Consider the following 21624-nt stretch of genomic DNA (forward strand, 5'->3'; position numbering starts at 1 on the left):
ATGTTTGCAATTCGTATCACTAATAGGCAAGACAATGGCATCGGTCATTTAATGCGAATGAAACATTTAGCTTCTGAATTAAAACAACATCAATTGAGTGTTCACTTTATACTTGATGGCTTATGTCAGTTTAGTAAAACGCTGTACCAAGATTTTAAAGTGGCTGATGTTCACTGGCAAAATTATGAAGAGGATGCACTTTTAACGATTAAATATATGCGCCAGAATAGCCTATCGCACTTAATAGTTGATAGTTATACATTATCGCTAGAATACGAGCAGCTGATAAAAGATTCAGGTTTTACCTTAACGGTTATTGATGATAATGAACGGCAACATGTTTGTGATTTTTTGATTGATTACAAGTGGGTAGGACCAAATACAAAGAGCCGCTATGAATTACAAGTGCCGGCAGAATGTAATCGCCTTTTAGGCCCGAGCTATTGTATTTTAGATCCCACATATCGCACTGTTAAAAAGCGCACTTTGGAGCCAGTGTTTCCTGTTCGTGTTTTACTTTCATTAGGTGGCGGTGGTGACCTTTTGATTATCAAAAAAATATTCGATGGCTTATCAAAAAACATCAAGGAAAATGCTCTTTTTGATATAGTTATAGGCCCTTACGCAACGAATAAAGACACGATATACGCTCTTGGGCAAGTGCACCCAAATATTAATATATTAGAAAATGTAACTTGTTTAAAAGAGTACTACGAAAGAGCCTCGCTTTTTGTGGGGGCATTAGGCACCTCTTTTTATGAGTGTGCGGCGACCCAAACACCTGCTATTACTTTTTCTCTTGAGGATAACCAGACTAACGATATTGATATTTTGGAGTGGTTAGGCCACTACCTCCATATTAATGACGCCTCTATTGATGATTTTACGCGATTAGGAGAGTTAATAGATATCGCTATTAGTCAATTACCAAGGTTACAATTGCTGGTAGCCAAAAGAAAAGTATCGGTTGATGGCGATGGGGCGCGACGAATAGCTGACGCTCTTGTCGGTAAGAAGTTATCTACAAATCGTTTTGCTATTACTGAGCAGCACTGCGAAGTACAGACTGAGTTAACAAATAGTTTGGTCGTTTGCCAAGTTGATGATACCCATATTAATAGCTATTTATCGGCAAGAAACTTACCTAGCAATAGTGTTAGAATGACTGTGCAAAGCACCATTGAGGCATTGGATCATTATTTATGGTGGTTTAAGCAATCACGTTCTAACTTTGTGATTCTAGAGCGAGAAGGTGATAAGCAATCCCAAAGCCTGTATATCTGGCATAGTTTGTACCAAGATAATTATTTGTATGGTGGTTGGTTTTCTTGTAATCAGGATGTTCCACTACCTATAGCTATGCTTGCCTTGCAATGGCAGCTTGATTTTTGTAAAGACAGCCATCCTAACGCTATTTGGCTTGCGGTGATCCATAAGGACAATAAATTCGTCAATTTGTTAAATACATATATGGGGTTTGTACCAACGCCACAAGACTCTGTTGAATATAAAACTACGCAAAAGCTATTCCCTTTAGCCGATGAGCAATTTAATTTTGTAATGTGGGACCCAAATGCACAATAAAAATATATATCAGCTTGTTCAGGCACATACTGTTACTCAACCTGATAAAGTTGCGTGTATATATCAACAGACCCAAATTAACTATCAACAGCTAATAAATAAGGTAGATTCCTTAGCTGTTGGCTTTACTCGATTTGGAATTAAGCAAGGGCATAAAGTTGCTTTATTTTGTCCAAATAACCTAGAGTTTACATATTGTTTATTAGCAGCTGCTAAGCTTGGTATCGCGCTTGCGCCATTACCACTCACCCTCAAAGGGCAGGCCTTATCAAAAGCGTTACAGGTAGCTGATTGCAGTTACGCGATTGCATGGGTAAGTGTTGCAAATCAACTAGTAAAGAACGATTTATTGCCTAGCGATAAAGTCATTTCAGTAGGTGGTGATATTGACGGAGTAACGGACATGGCTTCGTTAATGTCAATACCTGCTGAACACAGTGATTCTTTTCTTGCAGATATTAACGCTCCTTTTATTCTTACAATGACCTCTGGTTCAACGGGTCAACCTAAGCCAATCGTATTTACTCAAGCGACCAAAATTGTCCGCGCGTTTGACGCAACGGCTCATTATTACCAATTAGATAAAACTGATGTAGTGTTAGTTTCAACTCCTTTATATCATTCGTTAGCACAGCGCTCATTGCTTATGCCATTAATGTTGGGTGCGAGTGTGGTTATATTACCTAAGTTTTCTGTGGGTGCTTGGCTTGATGCGATTGAAGCTCAAAAAGTAAGCTTTTTATTTGCTGTTTCAAGTCAATTAAAAGCGTTACTTCCTAAGTTAAAACAAGCGCAATTAACAAGTTTAAAATGTGTTGTATCATCTTCTGCAACCCTAGAGAGCGAAGATAAGAAGCTGCTCTTATCAGTCCTTAACTGCCGCTTTCATGAATGCTACGGAGCATCAGAAATGGGGGTTATCAGTGATTTTGATATAACTCAACCTAATGTTCCGATTAATAGTGTAGGTAAACCTTTACCAAACTTGAGAATAAAAATATGTGATTCTGAGCGTCAGACTTTACCTATAGGCAGTGTAGGTGAAATAGCATGTTGCTCGTCTACTGCATTTTTAGGGTATTATAATTTACCAGATCAAACAGCTCAAAGTTATGATAGCGAAGGGTATTTCTTCACTGGAGATCTAGGTCATCTAGATGAAAATGGCTACCTTTATTATGTAGGCAGAACCAAAGAAGTCATCAAATCTGGGGGAATAAATGTTTATCCAAGTGATATAGAGTTGGTAAGCAATTATTTACCTTGGGTGGAAGAGTGTGCAGCATTTGGTATCGAGGATGAAAAATTTGGAGAAGTTATTTTGTTAGCATACGTATCTAGCAATAATGCCCCTAGCAATGCAAAGGCCCAATTACAAATGCATTTACTAAAAGAGCTAACTGACTATCAACAACCACGAATTTTATTTGATATGACCGCTTTACCAAAAACAGAAATGGGTAAAATTCATAAGCCAAGCATCAAACATGCATACTTACAGAGTAAAGTGTAATTTAAACATCTTCCCAGGTAAGCGTTTGTGTTGAGCGTTTTGCGGCAGCAAACAGGTTTAAACCATCTGCTGCATGCTCTAAACCAAACACATAAGGTTTTTGGCTTTTTTTACCTTGCTGAAAAAAAGTCAACTCCTCGGCTATGTCGCTGTATAAGTTTGCAAATGCTTCGACAAAGCCAGTTGGGTGGCCTGGTTTCATTCGGTTATATCTAAATTGGTGGGCGTAATCACATTGGCCTGCACGGTCTAAGATTTCCCGTCGACCATCGTTAAAATTAAGTTCTAACTCATCTGGGTTTAGTTGCAGCCACTTAGCACTACCAATATCACCATAAACTCTAACTTGTAGTCCATTTCGGTGACCAATGGCTGTTTTTGACATCCACATGCTACCTTTTATACCACTGGCATACTTTATTAGCATTTGTACGTCATCGACTAAGTTTGTGTATTGAGAGTGGTTACTAAACTCTGCAAGGGTGTGGCTTGGTTCTTCATTTAATAAAAAACTACTTAGATGGTGAAGGTGTACACCTAAGTCTAGGCAGATTGTAGGTACTTCAGCGTCTTGCAAGCGCCACGCTTGCGGTTGCGACGTTTTACCTGCGATATCGGGCGGTCGGCGAAAGCCCTCTTGCGGCATTTCTAAATGAATTTTTTGAATTTCCCCTAACTTTCCTGAACTAATGAGGTGCTTTAATTCTCGCACCATAGCATACCCACTGTAGTTAAAGGTTACTGCTAAAAATTGTTTTTCAGGGTCGTAATATGGTTTAAGTACGGCGATTTCTTGTGGGCCACAGACCATGGCTTTTTCACAAATCACAGGGTGTTTTTTTTCAAATAAATATTGTAGAACTTCTAAATGATGTGGCGTAGGAGTGAGCACTACAAAAGCATCAACGAGATCCTTTTCAGCTTCGACCATGAGCTTCCAATCATCGTAAACACGTTCAGAAGAAACACCCCAATGAACACCTGTCGCTTTGTTGTTTTCTTGGTTACGACAAAAAGCACCAGCAACAACTTGAAATTTATGATCCATGTGAGCTGCACAAAAGTGCACATAGCCAACCGCAGATGTGTTGCCCCCGCCAATAAATGCGAGTTTGAACGTTGGGTGAGTTTGTAGCATAGCAGCCTCATATTTCATAAAGTGACATATTTATATCGTCAAAAAGGTTGAAAACTTTAATTTAAGATTTGATGTAAGGTGTTAATTACTAAATGCACTTCGTGGTCTTGCAACGTCGGATGTAAGGGCAGAGTAATAGCCCTCTGGTAATATTTTTCAGCATTAGGGAAGTCACCAGCACTAAAGCCCATAGCTTTATAATAAGGCTGCAAATGTATTGGGATATAATGCAGATGACCAATAATACCGGCAGCCCGAAGTTGGGTTATTACATTTTTGTGCTGTTCTATATCGCTATCTGTAAGTTGAACTATATATAAATGATAGGCTGAATAGCATGTGTTGTTTTGTTGCAATGGGCGAATCAGATTAAGATCTAAGTGTGTATCATATATTTGAGCTAAAAAGTGGCGCTGGTTAACAAACTCATCAACTTTACTTAGCTGGCTAATACCTAATGCGGCATGCAAATCAGTCATTCGGTAATTAAAACCAAGCTCTACTTGTTGGTAGTACCAAGGGCCATGACTTGGCTCGGTCATTTCGGTTGGATCAGATGTGATACCGTGGCTTCTTAATTTTCTTAAGCGCTTTGCTAGCTCTTGATTATTGGTGACGGCCATGCCGCCTTCTGCACTTGTGATGATTTTTACAGGATGAAAGCTAAAAACACAAATATCTGAAAATTCACAACAGCCTATTGGTTTATCTAAATATTTACCCCCGATAGCGTGGGATGCATCTTCAATTATTTTAACGCCATAGTGTGTAGCAAGCTGATGGATTGCTTTCATGTCACAAGACTGACCCGCCAAATGGACTGGGATCACAACTTTAGGTAAACAATTGTTTTGTTTTGCTAGAATTAATTTTTTTTCAAGTTCATTTACTGACATATTGCCGGTATCTAAATCAATATCAACAAAATCAACAGTTGCACCACAATACAATGCGCAGTTAGCTGAGGCGACAAATGAAATAGGCGATGTCCAAACGATGTCGTTACTGCCAACCTCAAGCGCTAAACAAGCTATATGCAAGGCAGACGTTGCACTGTTAACCGCAACACCAAATTCAGCTTTGCAGTAATTTGTAACCGAAGTTTCAAATTCGGGAACTTTTGGCCCTTGGGTAAGCCAATCTGACTTTAGTACCTCTACTACAGCGTCAATATCAGTTTGACTAATGGATTGTTTGCCATAAGGGATCATAAAATTGCCTGAACATTAAATGCGCTTATTTCTTCTATCGTCATAAAATGAGGATTACTTAATGAGTTATATTCAAAACCAATGTCTACTTTTTTGCCGCGCTCATTTAATGCATTGGTGTCAAAGTTATTACATCGACTGCTAAACTTAATACCAGGGGCAATTACAAAGTGGTCATTAAACTCATAAGTATCAAAACATAAATCAGCCGGACACATAACTTCATGCAGTTTTTCACCAGGGCGAATACCAATAATTTTAACTGGTAAATCTGGCGCCATTGCTTTAGCTAAATCTGTAATTCGGATTGAGGGAATCTTAGGCACAAAAATCTCACCTCCGAGCATGCGTTCAAAATTAGTTAATACAAAATCTACACCTTGTTGTAGGCTTATCCAAAACCGAGTCATTTCATCATGTGTGATCGGGATATGGTCACGGCCTTGGTCAATAAATTTTTGGAAAATAGGGACTACGGAGCCTCTTGAACATACTACATTGCCATAGCGCACAACTGAAAAAGTAGTTTGATTCCCACCTGCAATATTATTTGCAGCAACAAATAGTTTGTCAGATGCAAGTTTAGTCGCACCGTATAAGTTAATTGGGTTAGCGGCTTTGTCAGTAGAGAGCGCAATAACTTTTTCAACATCATTATCAAGGGCAGCATCAATGACGTTTTCTGCACCATTAATATTCGTTTTGATACATTCCATAGGGTTGTATTCAGCGGCCGGCACTTGTTTGAGGGCAGCTGCATGTATAACGTAATTAACGCCCCGCATAGCTCTTCTTAAGCGGTCTTTATCGCGGACATCACCGATGAAATAACGCATGCATGGTTGATCAAACTCTTGTTGCATTTCGAACTGTTTGAGTTCATCACGTGAGAAGATAATGATCTTTTTCGGATTGTATCGCTCAAGTAGAGTTTTTACGTATTTTTTACCGAATGATCCGGTACCACCGGTAATTAGAATTGTTTTGTTATCGAACATAATGTTATCCAAGTTATTTATCATTGGCGTTTTTATACGCATTGTGAAATTTTGGCACTTTTCTCAGTACTTTACATATTAACTTAGTTTGATAGCAAGCACGATGCCAAGTTAATTTAATTAAACCATGGTACATAGTGCAAAAATTGGCAAATTAAGCTATAATTTAACCAATTCAGTGTGTCGGAGCCCTGTTATGAAAATTCAATCACCCTCATCAAATATTTTAAACCAAACCCAGCAAACGGGTAATAAGCTTTTAGAACAACTTGCTACAGGTAAAAAAGTAAATTCAGCGGCAGATGATGCAGCCGCTTTACAAATTATCGACCGTTTAACCTCTCAGCAAAACGGTTATAGTCAGGCTGTAGATAATGCATACGATGGCATTTCATATTCGCAAGCGACAGAATCAAATTTATCTAATGTTAATGACGCTGTGTCTCGAATCAAAGAGTTATCTATTCAGGCAGGTAATGGAGCGCTAAACGATAGTGACCGCAGTGCCTTGCAAGAAGAGGTTGTACAGCTGCAAAGTCAAATATCTGAAACGTTTGAGAATGCGAGTTTTGCAGGAAAGCCTTTATTTGATGGTCAAGCTGTCTCGTTTCAAGTTGGTGCTGATGCAAATACCAATCAAACGGTTAATTCTACAGACGGTAGTTTTGCATCTGCGCTATCAACTATTGATATTTCAACCCAAGCGGGTGCTCAAGCTGCACTCGACATTAGCGAGCAAGCAAGTGAAGATATAAATGCCCAGCGTGCAGAACTAGGGGCTTTTCAAAATACGCTAGCGAGTACAATTAAAGGGTTAGGTACTCAACAGGAAAATATTGCTGCAAGCCAAAGTCGTATTCAAGATACTAACTATGCTCAGGCTGTTTCTCAGCAAATATCTAACGATGTTTTATCTCAAGCTTCTATGGCTTTGCGTGGTCAAGCAAATCAATCTGCTGAGTCTATTTTAGGCTTACTATAAGGTTGATTTTAAAACAGTAATTATTAAGTATTACTTATCTTCTCTTTAACGGCAGTTTTTTGGCAATGATGTCAAAAAACTGCCACTCAATGCTTGCATCCCTGTCAAACTCGCTTACAATTTACTTTATTAATAGCTTGTTGTGACTGTGGTTCGCTAACTAATGATCTTAATCTTAGATAATAATAATAATCGTGCGATTGGTTTACATGCTTCACTGACTTTTATCGGTGAAACAGTGTTAAACCTTGCTGAAGATACATTTGAGCAAGAGTGTAGCAGTTACCAAAAACAAGAATGCATGGTTATTTTAGGTGCTTTAAACAGTTTTAATCATGAAAGTTTGATCAAGCGTTATCCTACGGTTCCATTCCTTCTTATTGGTGAAACTTTAAAGCCCTTGCTGAGCATTGCAAATGTCGTTGGGTTAATTTCAGAGCCATTTAACCATGATGTAACAACACAGCTGCTGCATGACTGCCAGCAATATCAGCGAATGTTACCCAATGATCATAAGCACCATAAACCTCATAAGTCGTTTGATGGTTTGGTGGGAGAAACGGATGCCGTTAAAGATGTTCGTTTTTTGATTGAGCAGGTAGCAAAAACAGACGCAAACGTTTTAATCCTCGGAGAGTCTGGTACAGGTAAAGAGGTGGTTGCGCGAAACGTACATTTATTGTCTAAACGTAACTCAGGCCCCTTTGTACCTGTAAACTGTGGAGCGATCCCCGGCGAGCTGTTAGAAAGTGAGTTATTCGGTCACGAAAAAGGCGCATTTACGGGGGCTATTTCTGCACGTAAAGGGCGTTTTGAGTTGGCTCAAGGTGGTACACTATTTCTTGATGAAATCGGCGATATGCCACTACAAATGCAGGTTAAGTTATTACGCGTGTTGCAAGAAAGAAGCTATGAACGAGTCGGTGGCACAAAAGCTATTCAGGCCGATGTGCGTGTGATTGCAGCAACGCACCGTAATTTAGAAGATATGATAGAGCAAGGATCTTTTCGGGAAGATCTTTATTACCGTTTAAATGTGTTCCCCATCGAGAATCCTTCTTTAGCGCAGCGCGCCGATGATATTCCGTTACTGTTAAAAGAACTAATGCGTCGCGTCAATGAGCAGAGCGGGGCAACAGCTAAATTTACAGAGCGTGCTGTAGAAAGTCTCAAAGAGCATGCTTGGCCGGGTAATATCCGTGAATTGGCTAACCTCGTTGAACGTATGGTTATTATGTTCCCAGAAAAAGTAGTAGACGTTCCAGATTTACCAGCCAAATACCGCTACATTGAAGTTGATGCTTATGAACCAGAGTATCCTGAAGAACTGATGGAGCGTGATGCATTTAACGATATTTTCAGTACGGGTTTCAGTGACTACGATGATGAGCCTGAGGTTGAAATTAACTCTGTGGATGCAAGTTTATTACCTGATGAAGGTATTGAGTTAAAGGAGTATTTAGCAGAGCTGGAAATCAGCTTAATAACTCAAGCACTTGAACGGTATGATTATGTTGTTGCTCGTGCAGCAGAAATTCTTGGGGTCAGACGTACAACTCTCGTTGAAAAAATGAAAAAATATAACCTATCGCGAGACTAATTGCGCGTTAGGTTAAACCATCCCATCTTTACAAAGTACATCGTTATTAATACTCTTTTATTATCTCTGCTTTTCTAAAGCAATCATTACTATGGTCGTTAACCATGCCACATGCCTGCATGTGAGCATACACTGTGGTAGGGCCTAAAAACTTAAAACCACGCTTTTTTAAATCTTTCGCAAATAATGTTGATTCTTCGGTAACCGCTGGGTAGTCATTTAGTTTATCTAAATTGCTTACGAGCGGCTTTCCACCGACAAACTGCCATTGATAGTGACTAAAACTACCAAACTCTTGCTGTATTTCAATAAAGCGTTTCGCGTTGTTGATAGTGGCTGCAATCTTTAAACGGTTTCGCACTATGCCTTCAAACAGCATCAAACGATCAACATCGTTGTCTGTAAATAACGCCACTTTTGCAACATTAAAATTTTCAAAAGCTTGTTTGTATCCAGCGCGTTTTTTTAGAATTGTGTACCAGCTCAACCCTGCTTGAGCAGATTCAAGCGTGATAAACTCAAATAGTTTCTGGTCATCATAAAGAGGTACTCCCCACTCGTTATCATGATAATCCACATAATCTGATTTAGTTGTATCAAGCCATGGACAGCGACATCGCACATTTGTTTGCATTGTCTTTTCCTTGTGTCAGTTTATTGTCGCGCCAAATAAGAGCTAAGTTTATGAATTATAGTTAATATATTTTGGTACGAATCGTGCATTTACCACCTTAGAGAACCTTTTTAGAGAGTTAACTATGGCACTTGCAAATGTGTTGAAACCACAATTTATCACAGCGAGACAATATAACCCATGCCTTCAGCAAGAAGAGTATGTGGGAGAGCTGAGTGAACTTCGCCAGCAAGCAAGTTGGCTGAGTCATTTGGTTGATACCATGCCTGCGGGGGTTATTGTGCTCGATGGCAGGGGGATGATTGCAAAAGCGAATCAAATTGCTATTGATATGCTAGGCGAACCTCTTGAAGGGGAAAAGTGGTTTAACATCATTCAGCGTTCGTTTCGCCCTCAGCAAGATGATGGTCATGAAGTGTCTTTAAAAGATGGTCGACTCATTAAACTGGATATCACCGCACTAGCACCAGAACCCGGTCAGCTAATTTTGATGACAGACTTAACAGAAACAAGACGACTCCAGACGAGAGTGGCACACATGCAACGCTTAAGTGCGCTTGGCAAAATGGTGGCTTCTTTAGCACATCAGGTAAGAACACCGCTCTCTGCAGCAATGCTTTATGCTGCTAATTTAGGCTCTAAACGATTGCCTGAGAGTTCGCGTGGTAGCTTCCATACTAAGTTAATGTCGCGTTTAAAAGATTTGGAAACTCAAGTAAACGATATGTTGTTGTTTGCTAAGAGCGGTGATCAGCAAGTCGTTGAGCAAGTATCAATGCAACAGCTTTTAACTGAAGTAAAAACTGGGGCAGACGCCATGGTTGCCCTTAACCAAAGCGAATTAATTGTAAATCTACCTGAACCAGATATCACTATTACGGGAAATAAAACAGCACTTGCGAGCGCTATTCAAAACTTGATCCATAACAGTATTCAAATAATCGGTGCGGGAGCTGTTGTTACAATTAACGCAGTCCGTGATGAAGAGTCACCGTGTTCAGTGCGCATCAGCGTGAGTGACAATGGCCCCGGTGTTGATATCTCGCAGGCGGAAAGGTTATTTGAACCATTTTTTACCACTAAAAGCCAAGGTACTGGCTTGGGGCTAGCGGTAGTGAGCTCTGTAGCAAGTGCGCATCAAGGTAGAACCGAGGTGAGTAATAACTTACAGGGTGGAGCATGCTTTAGCTTGTTGTTACCTATTTGCGAATCAAAGTCAGTGGAGGCATTATGAACAATAACACGATATTAGTTGTTGAGGACGACGCAGGCCTAAGAGAAGCGCTCATTGATACCCTTGAGATTTCAGGCATTGCGTGTGTTGCGGCCGATAGTGCTGAGCAAGCTATGCTGCTGTTAAAGAAAGACAGCTTTTCTTTAGTGGTTAGTGATGTGCAAATGGGGGCCATGAGTGGCTTAGATTTACTGCGTAGCATTAATCTTAACTACCCTGATTTACCTGTATTGATGATGACCGCATATGCGACGATTGATGATGCTGTAGAGGCGATGCGCTTAGGCGCTATTGACTACATGGCGAAACCGTTTGCACCAGAAGTCCTATTAAACATGGTGAGCCGTTACTTACCAGAGCCTGAAAAAGAAACGGATGGCCCGATAGTTGCCGACCCATCCAGTATTCAATTGCTTGAACTTGCCGCAAAAGTTGCAAAATCTGATGCGAGCGTTATGGTACTTGGCCCAAGTGGTTCAGGTAAAGAAGTGCTTGCGCGCTTTATCCACGATAAATCAGAGCGATCAAATGAGCCGTTTGTTGCCATTAACTGTGCGGCTATTCCAGAAAATATGTTAGAGGCCACATTATTTGGCTATGAAAAAGGTGCTTTTACAGGGGCGATTCAAGCGTGCCCAGGTAAGTTTGAACAAGCTCAAGGTGGCACTATTTTGCTTGATGAAATCACAGAGATGGATTTAAGTCTACAAGCCAAGTTGCTACGAGTATTGCAAGAGCGTGAAGTCGAGCGCCTAGGTGGGCGTAAAACAATTAAGCTTAACGTTCGTGTACTAGCAACCAGCAACCGTGATTTAAAAGAAGCTGTCAGTGAACATAAATTTAGAGAAGACTTATATTATAGATTAAATGTGTTTCCGTTAATGTGGCGTCCGCTATGTGAACGCCCGGGCGATATCGTTGTATTAGCTAAACATTTAATTGAACGCCATTTAACAAAAAGTAAAGAATCGATTGCTCAGCTGAGTGAGAGGGCACAGCAAAAACTGCTTTCACATCAATGGCCAGGTAATGTTCGTGAGCTTGATAATGTTATCCAACGCGCATTAATTTTAAGAAGCGGTGATGTTATCGATGAGCAGGCTATCTTTATTGAAAACCTCACTCCGAATTCATTTGTGAGTGCGAGCTCGGTTGCACCACATATAGGTAACGACGTTGCGAGTCCAACAATTGCAGCTAAAGCATGCGAAAATGAAATGACCGAAGTATTACCAAGCTTAGATTCCGGCACATATAAAGATGAACTGAAAGACAAAGAGCATCGCATTATCCTGGAAACGCTAACGCGTTGTCGGGGTAAGCGAAAAGATGTGGCAGAGACATTAGGTATAAGCCCAAGAACATTGCGTTATAAATTAGCGCAAATGCGAGATTTAGGTATTGCCCTACCAGCTTAAACACCAAATCGAATCATAAAAAAGACACTCAGCAATGCTGAGTGTCTTCATGTCAAAACTCTGACAATTAAACAAATATGTAAGCAATTGAATTTAAAGGTTTATTTTTTGGCATGATTTGTGCTTTATTAAGTTATTAGTAAAGTGCATCGTCAGAGATAATTATGAAAATTCAAAATAGTGCGTTATTCCAAGAAATGCAGTCTATGGCTCTTGAAGCTGGCCGTAGTAATTCAAGTAATGCTATTCCAACGCAACAAACACAACCCACGTCATCTGCACAATTTGGTGATCTACTAACAAATGCATTAGACACTGTTAGCAATCATCAACGAGAGGCAAAAGAAAAAGTCACTGCACTTGAAATGGGCGATCGCAGTGTATCGCTTGCAGAAGTGATGATTGCTTCTCAAAAATCATCTGTTGCGTTTGAGGCTACGGTTCAAGTTCGTAACAAACTTGTTGAGTCTTACAAAGAAATTATGAGCATGCCTGTTTAAATTAGGTAGTGGAGAATTATTGTGGCGCAATCTAATCAATCAACCGACCTTGCATTAGCTGGCGGTGGTGCTATCAACCAAAATGATAACGACGACCAACAAGAGCAGAAATCTGGTTATTTAAGTGCGTTAAACGGTGTTGACGTATTGCGTCAGGTCACATTAATTATCGCATTAGCTATTTGCTTAGCCATTGCAATTTTTGTCATTATTTGGGCGCGTCAGCCTGATATGCGTCCGTTGGGGAAAATGCCAACAGAAGAGCTCATCCAAACACTTGATTTTTTAGACGCGCAAAAAATTGAATACGAACTTGATGGTAACCTGATTTCAGTTGCAGAGGACGAGTATCAAAACATAAAACTTCTTATGACGCGCGAAGGGTTAGACCAAGCACCTACATCCGGTACCGATATCATTATGCAAGATATGGGGTTTGGTGTAAGCCAACGGCTAGAGCGTGAGCGTTTAAAGCATGGCCGCGAGCAGCAGCTAGCGCGAACTATTGAAGAGCTAAAGAATGTCACTCGTGCAAAAGTATTATTAGCCATTCCAAAAGAAAACGTATTTGCTCGTCGTGAAAAAGAACCCTCTGCAACCGTTGTATTAACACTTAAACGTGGTCGCATGCTTGATAGTGAGGAAGTTGATTCTATTGTCGATATAATTGCTTCAGCTGTTCAAGGGTTATCACCATCACGTGTAACGGTGACAGATCAAAATGGTCGTTTATTAAATTCTGGCTCTCAAAGTTCGTTAGGGGCTCGCTCAAGAAAAGAGTACGACATTGAACGCAAGCGTGAACAAGAATACCTTCAAAAAATCGACAGTATTTTAATGCCTGTTATTGGTATGGGGAATTACACGGCGCAAGTTGATTTAAGCATGGATTTTAGTGCCATTGAGGAAACACAAAAGCGTTTTAATCCAGACTTACCTGCTGTGAGAAGTGAAACTACATTTGAGGAAAACAACATTGGTGGCCTAGCGGTTGGCATACCAGGTGCATTAACAAATCAACCTCCAACCAACTCGAACATTCCAGAAGTTGCAGGTCAGGGGGGGGCAGGCTCAGGCACGACGCCAAGCAGTAGCCATAAAGAAGCTACACGTAACTATGAATTAGACACGACTATTTCACATAAGCGTCAACAAACAGGGGTTATTCGTCGAATTAGTGTTTCAGTCGCGGTTGATTACTTACCTACAGTGGGTGAAAACGGCGAAACAACGATGGTGCCGCGCTCTGTTGAAGCATTGTCAAATATTCGTCGCCTATTGCAAGGCGGTGTGGGTTTTGATTTACAACGTGGTGATGCCCTAGAAGTTGTTACTGTACCATTCGTACGTGAGCAATTAGCGGTTGCTGAAGAGGTGCCACTATGGGAACAAAGTTGGTTTATGAAAGTGGTGCGTTTAGTATTAGGTGCATTGGTTATAATTGTACTGATTATATTCGTTGTTAAGCCAATGCTGAAACGTCTGATTTACCCAGATGATACACTAGAAGAGTATGATGATGACGCATTAAGTTCAGGTGTAGATATTGGCGACAATACACTCGATATGCTAAATAAAGACTTTGATTCTGCTTCGGTTGGCTTTGCAAGTGATGGTACACTACAGTTACCAGACCTTCATGGCGATGAAGATTTACTTAAAGCGGTACGTGCTCTCGTTGCCAATGAACCAGAATTATCATCACAAGTTGTGAAAGCGTGGTTAACAGAAGATGACTGATCAAGAGCCAGAACAAAAACAATTACCAGCAGCCTTTGACGTTGATAAACTAGATGGTGTTGATAAAGCCGCCATCTTGCTACTTAGCTTATCTGAAGAAGATGCAGCCCAAATACTCAAGCACTTAGAACCAAAGCAAGTGCAAAAAGTGGGTATGGCCATGGCTGCAATTGATGATTTATCGCAAGCTAAAATCAGTGCGGTCCATAATTTATTCATCGAGCAAATACAAAGCTTTAGTACGATAGGTTTTCAATCTGAAGACTTTATCAAAAAGGCGCTAACAGCGGCACTGGGTGAAGACAAAGCAGCGAGCTTGATAGATCAAATTGTTATGGGGTCAGGTGCAAAAGGCCTTGATTCGTTAAAATGGATGGACTCTAAACAGGTTGCTAATATTATCCGTAATGAGCACCCTCAGATACAGACAATTGTTTTATCATATCTTGAGCCAGAGCAGTCTGCGGAAATTCTTGCGCAGTTTCCTGAGAAAGTTAGATTAGATTTGACAATGCGTATCGCAAACCTTGAAGAAGTTCAACCAGCGGCACTGCAAGAATTGAACGAAATCATGGAGAAGCAGTTTGCCGGTCAAGCAGGGGCACAAGCAGCTAAAATGGGTGGCTTGAAAGCGGCTGCAGATATAATGAACTACCTTGATACTAACATCGAAGGCCAATTGATGGATTCAATTCGTGAACATGACGAAGAGATGTCTCAACAAATTCAAGATTTAATGTTTGTATTTGAAAACTTAATGGATGTTGAAGATAGAGGCATCCAAGCTATCTTACGTGAAGTTCAGCAAGATGTATTAATGAAGGCGATTAAAGGAACGGATGAAGGCCTCAAGGACAAAATTCTTGGTAATATGTCAAAACGTGCGGCCGATATGCTAGCCGATGATCTAGAAGCAATGGCACCGGTGCGTATTAGTGAAGTTGAAGCGGCCCAAAAAGAAATTTTATCTACAGCACGACGTTTGGCTGATTCTGGCGAGATTATGCTCGGCGGCGGCGGTGGTGAGGAGTTCCTGTAAACCATGAATAAGCCTCGCTCTACTCAAGGTCAGCCATTAACAGCGAATGAAGCTGATGAGCTATTACAAAATTGGCCTATTCCTGATGTTACACAAGATACTCGAAAATATGATGGTCGCTCTACCGCGTTTGGTACGCCACTGGCTGAATTGTATCGAAAAGAAGTCAAAGAGCCTATTGAAGAGCCTGAGCCTGAAGAAGCATTACCGAATTTAACAATGGCAGAGCTTGAGCGTATACGACAAGATGCTTATGAAGAAGGTTTAAAGCAAGGTCATGAACAAGGTTATATCGATGGCTTTGAAAAAGGGGTCTCCGAAGGAAAGGAAGCTGGCTATAAAGAAGGCGTTGAACTTGGTAAAACACAAGGTCAAGAAGAAGTTAAACCGCTAATTGAAGAGCAGTTAACCGCTTTAAAATCAATCATAGATAATTTAACGGCGCCGCTTCATCAAGTAGAGGAAGAGGCTGAAAAGCAATTAGTTCAGCTTGCGGTTATGCTTGCAGAAGCGCTGGTATACCAAGAGGTGAAAACATCACCGGATGTGTTGTTGCAGAGCCTTAAGCAATGTATTGATGCATTGGGAGATCAGCAGCAGCCTGTGCGTGTCCACTTAAACCCTGATGATATTGAGTTAGTTAAAAATAGCTATGGCGAACAAGCTATAGCAGAAAGCTTGTGGCAGCTAGTCCCCGAACCAACACTTGAACGTGGAGGGTGCCAAGTTAAAACCCCCCAATCGTCAATAGATATGACACTAAAAAACCGTGTCAAAGAAACATTGGATAGTTTTTTGCATAGTAGTGGTATCTAAGCTAATTAATGGTTTGCAATGAACGCACATCCTCGCCCATTGAGCGAACGTTTACAAGGCTATCAAAAGCATATTCATAGTCCAACGCCAGCTGTTGCGGGTATTCTTACCCGAGTAGTTGGTTTAACGCTAGAAGCAAAAGGGCTCCGAGCGCCAGTTGGTAGCCAATGCAAAATTGAAACCATGCGTGGTTTTGTCGATGCTGAAATCGTTGGCTTTAACGATCAAACACTTTATCTCATGCCTAACGATCATATATCTGGTGTCCTACCTGGCGCGCGTGTAATCCCACAAGTTAACGAGACGGGATTGCCTGTTGGTATGTCTCTGCTTGGCCGCGTTGTAGATGGTTTAGGTCGTCCTTTAGATGGCTTAGGGCCTGTTAAGGCAGAACACTATTTAAAGTTCGCACAAAACACAATTAACCCACTCTCTCGAAGACCCATTAGCCAACCGATGGATGTTGGTGTACGTGCCATCAATTCAGTCATTACCGTTGGACAAGGGCAACGGATGGGGTTGTTTGCAGGCTCAGGTGTAGGTAAGTCAGTTTTACTCGGTATGATGACGCGAGGCTCGGAAGCTGATGTTATTGTGGTCGGTTTAGTGGGGGAGCGTGGACGAGAAGTTAAAGAATTTATCGAAGAGATTCTTGGTGTGGAAGGTCGTAAGCGCTCAGTTGTTGTTGCTGCCCCTGCGGACGCATCGCCTTTGATGCGTTTGAAAGGGTGTGAAAGTGCGGTGACGATTGCTGAATATTTTCGCGATCAAGGCCTCAATGTTTTATTGCTCTTGGACTCTGTGACGCGATATGCCATGGCACAACGTGAAATTGCCTTAGCGGTGGGGGAGCCCCCCGCGACGAAAGGTTATCCACCTTCAGTGTTTGCAAAGCTTCCTGCGCTGGTGGAACGAGCTGGTAATGGCGGCGAGGGACAAGGGTCAATTACTGCCTTTTTTACGGTACTCAGCGAAGGGGATGATATGCAAGATCCTATTGCCGATGCTGCCCGCGCTATATTAGATGGCCATATCGTATTGTCGCGTGATTTAGCCGACAGTGGACATTATCCAGCGATAGATATCGAAAAATCGATTTCTCGAGTGATGCCACAAGTTGTTTCTGAGCCTCATATGCAGCAAGCCAGAGTGTTAAAACAAGTCTATTCGATGTACCAGCAAAATAAAGACATGATCACTCTAGGGGCTTATCAAAAAGGCACGGATCAAATGCTCGATCAGGCAATCAATATGATGCCGCGGGTTAATGCGTTTTTGCAACAAGGAATGAAAGACGTGATTAGTTATGATGATGGCTTGCAAGGTCTTGCACAGCTATTAGGGCAATAATTATGTCAAAAAATAAACTTAGCTTATTGCTAAAAATAGAAAAAGAAAAAGAAGAGTCTTTGCGAATGAATTATTTGCAAGCGCAGCAGCACTTTCAATCCAATCAGCAAAAGCTGCAAGGACTCAATAATTTTAGAATGGAATACACCCAGCAGCTTCACATTAAAGGGCAGTCAGGATTAAGCAGTGCCGGCTTTAGTCAGTACCATGCCTTTATTGCGAAGATTGAAGAGGCTATCCGCCAGCAAGCCAGTACGGTGAATACTGCGAGACAAGTTGTTAGCCAGCGGCAAAATTTATGGTTAAAGCAACAGGTCAAAGCAAAGGCAGTCGAAAAGTTAATTGAAAAACAACAACAAAAAGTAACGGCAATTGCATTGAAGAATGAGCAGCGAATGCTTGATGAGTTTTCATCGAACCAATTTTTTCAGAAACGTAATGCGCTTTAGTTAATAACTTTAATAGTAGGCACATATATTGCTTCGATTACGTATGACGTCTTTATATTGGCAAGGTGCGGCGGCAAATTGCCACTTTTAATGTAGGTGAATTATGGCGATTAATGATCTATCAGCACTCATTTCAACAGAGCAAGATATTAAATTTGCTAGAAAAGAGCAATCACAACAAAGTGGTCTTGAAGAAAAGTCAGACTCTGCGAGTGATTTCTTCTCTCAATTACAAAGCGCTAACAGTGCCGCAGAAGAGCCTAATAAGAAAAACAAAGGCCCAGACTCGACAAACGTTGATGAAAGTGACATTGAATATGCGCAAGTTAAACACAAGGGAGAGCAGACGCCAGCTATCTCTGGTGATGATATGCTCGCGCAGATTAACGCCGCAAATAACCTCGATACCCGAGTGAGTACATCAGAAGTATATCAGCCTTTAACCTCAGTAAGTGACTTAATTGATAAGTATGCTCAGGAAAGTATCGATCCAAAGATCACTGAACCGAAAGCGCCACGCCCAATTGACGACGTTACTCCTATTATAAGCGTGCCTTTAGAAGATGATAGTAGTGAAGGTGGCACTAACAAATCAACGATACCTAGCGATAAATCGGCTGTTGCTGAGGCGATAGATAAGAACCTAAAACAAATCGGTTTTCCAGAAGATGCAGTAACGCCTATTGTTGATGAGATTAAAGCAATCAAAGTCTCTGACACACAGGCTGTGATAAATAAATCAACAACGGATGCTGGCAGTCTTAATGCAAACGCTCCCACTAATGATGCTCAAAGTACCCAGCCACTTGCTTCAGCTATGACGCAAGAATCTGCTGATAATGTTTTAAAAAGTGAAGAAGGGGTATTAGCAGCTCAGCTAAACAAGAATAAAACAGGTGAAGTAAACACGGCAGTGTTAATGAACTCAGATGCAGTAATAAAAGACTCTAAAAAAGTGATGAGTGAAAAAGGGGAAGTAAATCCTGAAGTGTTAACGTCTGCATTAAATAAAACGGGTGTACAAAGTACAATCGATGACGTTAATACGACTGCTAATAAGCCTGTTAAAAATGACAACGTAGAGACTAAGTCAGTGGTTTCAGCCCCGATGAGCGATAATAAAAACAGTGTAGAAATACCCTCAAAGCACAATAAAGACTCGCAAGCTGAAAGCAGCATGGTTTCAAAGCCGGCTGATAAAAGTAGTGCTGACCCCTTAGTATCAGTCACTCACAGTGCAATAAAAGCAGACAATGTCGAGCCTTCTTTGGCTAAAGATGCTCAGGCATTAAAAGAGGCATTTATAGCTTCGCAACCAGTTACAACATCGTCTTCGAGTAAGGTTGCTCAGTCTGCAATAGCAAACAGCCCTGAAGTGAATCAAGCGGTTATAAAATTACTAAATGCAGAAACAGACGTTTTAACAGACAGTGATCCAGTGCTTGCTCGTTTGACACCAGAGCAGCGTGCAACATTACAAACAGAAGTAACTGCGGTTCTAAATCAAGGTGGTGATAAGCAAGGAGTGGCTAATTTAAAGCACACTATTGCTCAATTTATAGTAAATAATAATTCAGCAGATACAGCACGCAATGTGGCGGCTGATTCGGGCTTTAACGCGGCAGAATTCAGTGATGAGATTGCAACTTTAACAACGGGTCAAAAGCAGGCCTTGTCCAATCAGCTCCAACAGTTTATTGCGACTGAAAAGCCTCAGGGCGCAGTGTTGAATCAGATAAACTCAGCTTTGGCTGTGCTTGAAGAAGATCAAGCGACTATGCCTAAAGAGTCAATATCGACATTAAAAGAACCTGCACCGGTTACACAAGCTGTAGCGACTAACCTGGTTGAAACCAACAAGTCGCAATCGGGGCAGGCCGCACTTACTAAGGTGGCAGTTCAAGAGCAAGCAGTTAAATCTGATATTCAACAAGACTTAGCGAAAGAGGCATTAATAGCAGATGATGAGAATACCGAGCAGCTAACTACTAAAGAGAACAATATCGTACGTGTAAATCAGCTATTTACTCAAGTGACTAATGGAGTCAACGCAACGGTATCGGCACCTGTAACAGAAGCCGTCGACCAACGTTATCTTCAAGAGCTAAGTGATATGCAGGTGCATAATGCGCAGCAAACTAATGCGGCATCACAAACAAAACAAGTAAATGTAGATCCTACTCTATTGCAAGCACTAAATATTGTTAAAAGCGATGCAGCAAAACTGTTGCAAGAGCGAGTAAGTGCTTTACTGAGTATTAATAATAAAGAAGCTGAAATACGACTAGATCCACCAGAGATGGGAAGTATGCAAATTCGCATACGCAGCGATGCAGAACAGGCGCAAATAAATTTTGTTGTACAAAATCAGCAAGCTAAAGAAGCGCTCGAGCAATCAATGCCTAAATTACGCGAAATGCTCGCAGAGCAAGGAATTGAGCTTGGTGAAAGTAATATTCAACAAGGTGATGGTCAAAGTAATAGCGATGAACAAGAACAGCAACAAGGGCGTGGACACCTTGCATCTAATGGTCAAAGTGATGATGGAGAAGCGGATTCTCAAGTAGCTGCGCAAGGCTCAGGTCAACAATCGTCATCTTCAATAGATTACTATGCCTAACACCTGCTATTATAAAGGTATAAAAATAACTAATCAGTTCTTAGTTTAAGGTATATCTAACGCATTGAACTTTATAAATAACTAAATTAAGTCTGACTTATTGATAGAGCCGTTTAAATATGGGTCGGGCTTTAAGTGGTGTATGTTTGTTATTTATTGCGAAATGTTTAAAAAGAGTTGCCTGAGATATCTTTATTATTCTAAGCTCTGGAGAAATAGCTTATGGTTAATATCACTGCATTTATTAGCCATACTCAAGGCATAAAGGAATCATAATGGCAGAAGAAGCAAATTTAGAAATAGAAGAAGGCGGTAAAAGTAAGAAAAAACTCATTATAATCATTGCTGTCGTTGTCGTGTTGATTGCAGGTGGAGTTGGGTTTTTCTTAATGTCGGGCTCAGATGAACCCGCTGAAACATTAGCCGATGAAACGGTTGCTACTGAAGAAGTTGAAGCGTCTAACACTGCTCAAATAGGCAGTGCACTGTATGTCGCTATGCCAAGGCCCTTCGTTTTTAATGTCCCAGGTGCAAGTCGAGATCGCGTAGTACAAATAAAAGTGCAACTTTTAGTACGTGGAGATGTAAACGAAGAAGTGGCAAAAAGGCATATACCACTTATTGAAGGAACATTATTAAGTGTTTTTTCTACTACAACAGCGGATGAACTCGGTACCAGTGAAGGTAAAGAGACTTTACGCGTGTCTGCCCTTGAAAAAGTACAAACAGCGCTAAATGATGTTGAGGGCAGCAAAGTAATTGAGCGGGTTTTATTTACCGGCTTTGTAATGCAATAAG

18 protein-coding genes are annotated in these 21624 nt (G+C 41.0%); 14 read left to right on the forward strand and 4 right to left on the reverse strand.

From position 1 onward, the window contains the following. On the forward strand, positions 1 to 1584 hold the full coding sequence (locus tag ATS75_RS07120; RefSeq protein ID WP_058559756.1) for a hypothetical protein: 1584 nt from the start codon (positions 1 to 3) through the stop codon (positions 1582 to 1584). Then, positions 1574 to 3097 (forward strand): class I adenylate-forming enzyme family protein, encoded by a 1524-nt coding sequence (locus ATS75_RS07125; protein WP_058559757.1) that lies wholly within the window; start codon positions 1574 to 1576, stop codon positions 3095 to 3097. Before ATS75_RS07120 ends, ATS75_RS07125 begins: the two co-directional genes overlap by 11 nt. Before the next feature lies 1 nt (position 3098). Here ATS75_RS07125 and ATS75_RS07130 read toward each other — a convergent pair whose 3' ends face one another. From ATS75_RS07130 to pseB, 3 genes are read right to left on the reverse strand one after another with little or no spacing between them, the layout of a single operon-like run. Continuing rightward, a complete protein-coding gene (locus ATS75_RS07130) occupies positions 3099 to 4235 on the reverse strand; it encodes a Gfo/Idh/MocA family protein (protein ID WP_058559758.1) in 1137 nt (378 codons plus the stop codon). A 56-nt stretch (positions 4236 to 4291) separates the two neighbouring features. Further along, positions 4292 to 5446: a UDP-4-amino-4,6-dideoxy-N-acetyl-beta-L-altrosamine transaminase gene (gene pseC / locus ATS75_RS07135; RefSeq protein ID WP_058559759.1), complete on the reverse strand. Its 1155-nt coding sequence runs from the start codon at positions 5444 to 5446 to the stop codon at positions 4292 to 4294. Further along, the gene (gene pseB / locus ATS75_RS07140; protein ID WP_058559933.1) at positions 5443 to 6444 is read right to left on the reverse strand and encodes a UDP-N-acetylglucosamine 4,6-dehydratase (inverting); all 1002 of its coding nucleotides are present in this window, start codon (positions 6442 to 6444) and stop codon (positions 5443 to 5445) included. The genes pseC and pseB overlap by 4 nt, the downstream gene beginning before the upstream one ends. A 196-nt stretch (positions 6445 to 6640) precedes the next feature. Between pseB and ATS75_RS07145 the strand changes: the two genes are divergently transcribed. Both ATS75_RS07145 and ATS75_RS07150 read left to right on the forward strand, forming a co-directional pair. Beyond that, positions 6641 to 7426, forward strand: a complete 786-nt coding sequence (locus ATS75_RS07145; protein WP_058559934.1) for a flagellin — start codon at positions 6641 to 6643, stop codon at positions 7424 to 7426. A 163-nt stretch (positions 7427 to 7589) separates the two neighbouring features. Beyond that, positions 7590 to 9026 carry a sigma-54 dependent transcriptional regulator gene (locus ATS75_RS07150; RefSeq protein WP_058559760.1) on the forward strand — a complete coding sequence of 479 codons (1437 nt, stop codon included), beginning with the start codon at positions 7590 to 7592 and terminating at the stop codon, positions 9024 to 9026. Between the two features lie 46 nt (positions 9027 to 9072). Here the strand turns inward: ATS75_RS07150 and ATS75_RS07155 are convergent, their stop codons facing one another. Next, on the reverse strand, positions 9073 to 9660 hold the full coding sequence (locus ATS75_RS07155; RefSeq protein WP_058559761.1) for a DNA-3-methyladenine glycosylase I: 588 nt from the start codon (positions 9658 to 9660) through the stop codon (positions 9073 to 9075). Positions 9661 to 9784: 124 nt separating this feature from the next. Here ATS75_RS07155 and ATS75_RS07160 point away from each other — a divergent pair, with 124 nt between their 5' ends. From ATS75_RS07160 to fliL, 10 genes are all read left to right on the forward strand, one after another. Continuing rightward, entirely contained in the window at positions 9785 to 10894 is a 1110-nt protein-coding gene (locus tag ATS75_RS07160; protein WP_058559762.1) for a sensor histidine kinase, read from the forward strand. Next, positions 10891 to 12312 (forward strand): sigma-54-dependent transcriptional regulator, encoded by a 1422-nt coding sequence (locus ATS75_RS07165; protein ID WP_058559763.1) that lies wholly within the window; start codon positions 10891 to 10893, stop codon positions 12310 to 12312. Before ATS75_RS07160 ends, ATS75_RS07165 begins: the two co-directional genes overlap by 4 nt. 164 nt (positions 12313 to 12476) lie before the next feature. After that, positions 12477 to 12812 (forward strand): flagellar hook-basal body complex protein FliE, encoded by a 336-nt coding sequence (gene fliE, locus ATS75_RS07170; RefSeq protein ID WP_058559764.1) that lies wholly within the window; start codon positions 12477 to 12479, stop codon positions 12810 to 12812. A gap of 21 nt (positions 12813 to 12833) precedes the next feature. Further along, positions 12834 to 14552 (forward strand): flagellar basal-body MS-ring/collar protein FliF, encoded by a 1719-nt coding sequence (gene fliF / locus ATS75_RS07175; protein ID WP_058559765.1) that lies wholly within the window; start codon positions 12834 to 12836, stop codon positions 14550 to 14552. Further along, on the forward strand, positions 14545 to 15591 hold the full coding sequence (gene fliG, locus ATS75_RS07180) for a flagellar motor switch protein FliG (RefSeq protein ID WP_058559766.1): 1047 nt from the start codon (positions 14545 to 14547) through the stop codon (positions 15589 to 15591). The genes fliF and fliG overlap by 8 nt, the downstream gene beginning before the upstream one ends. Before the next feature lie 3 nt (positions 15592 to 15594). After that, the gene (gene fliH / locus ATS75_RS07185) at positions 15595 to 16407 is read left to right on the forward strand and encodes a flagellar assembly protein FliH (protein ID WP_058559767.1); all 813 of its coding nucleotides are present in this window, start codon (positions 15595 to 15597) and stop codon (positions 16405 to 16407) included. 18 nt (positions 16408 to 16425) lie between these two features. Beyond that, the gene (gene fliI / locus ATS75_RS07190; RefSeq protein WP_058559768.1) at positions 16426 to 17757 is read left to right on the forward strand and encodes a flagellar protein export ATPase FliI; all 1332 of its coding nucleotides are present in this window, start codon (positions 16426 to 16428) and stop codon (positions 17755 to 17757) included. 2 nt (positions 17758 to 17759) lie between these two features. Further along, the gene (gene fliJ / locus ATS75_RS07195) at positions 17760 to 18206 is read left to right on the forward strand and encodes a flagellar export protein FliJ (RefSeq protein ID WP_058559769.1); all 447 of its coding nucleotides are present in this window, start codon (positions 17760 to 17762) and stop codon (positions 18204 to 18206) included. A gap of 103 nt (positions 18207 to 18309) precedes the next feature. Then, positions 18310 to 20826 carry a flagellar hook-length control protein FliK gene (locus tag ATS75_RS07200; RefSeq protein WP_058559770.1) on the forward strand — a complete coding sequence of 839 codons (2517 nt, stop codon included), beginning with the start codon at positions 18310 to 18312 and terminating at the stop codon, positions 20824 to 20826. A gap of 275 nt (positions 20827 to 21101) precedes the next feature. Beyond that, positions 21102 to 21623, forward strand: coding sequence for a flagellar basal body-associated protein FliL (fliL, locus tag ATS75_RS07205; RefSeq protein ID WP_058559771.1), 522 nt, complete (start codon positions 21102 to 21104; stop codon positions 21621 to 21623). The last annotated feature ends 1 nt before the right edge of the window (position 21624 follow it).

Origin of the sequence: Pseudoalteromonas sp. H105 (assembly GCF_001469215.1) — a bacterium.
GTDB lineage: Bacteria > Pseudomonadota > Gammaproteobacteria > Enterobacterales > Alteromonadaceae > Pseudoalteromonas.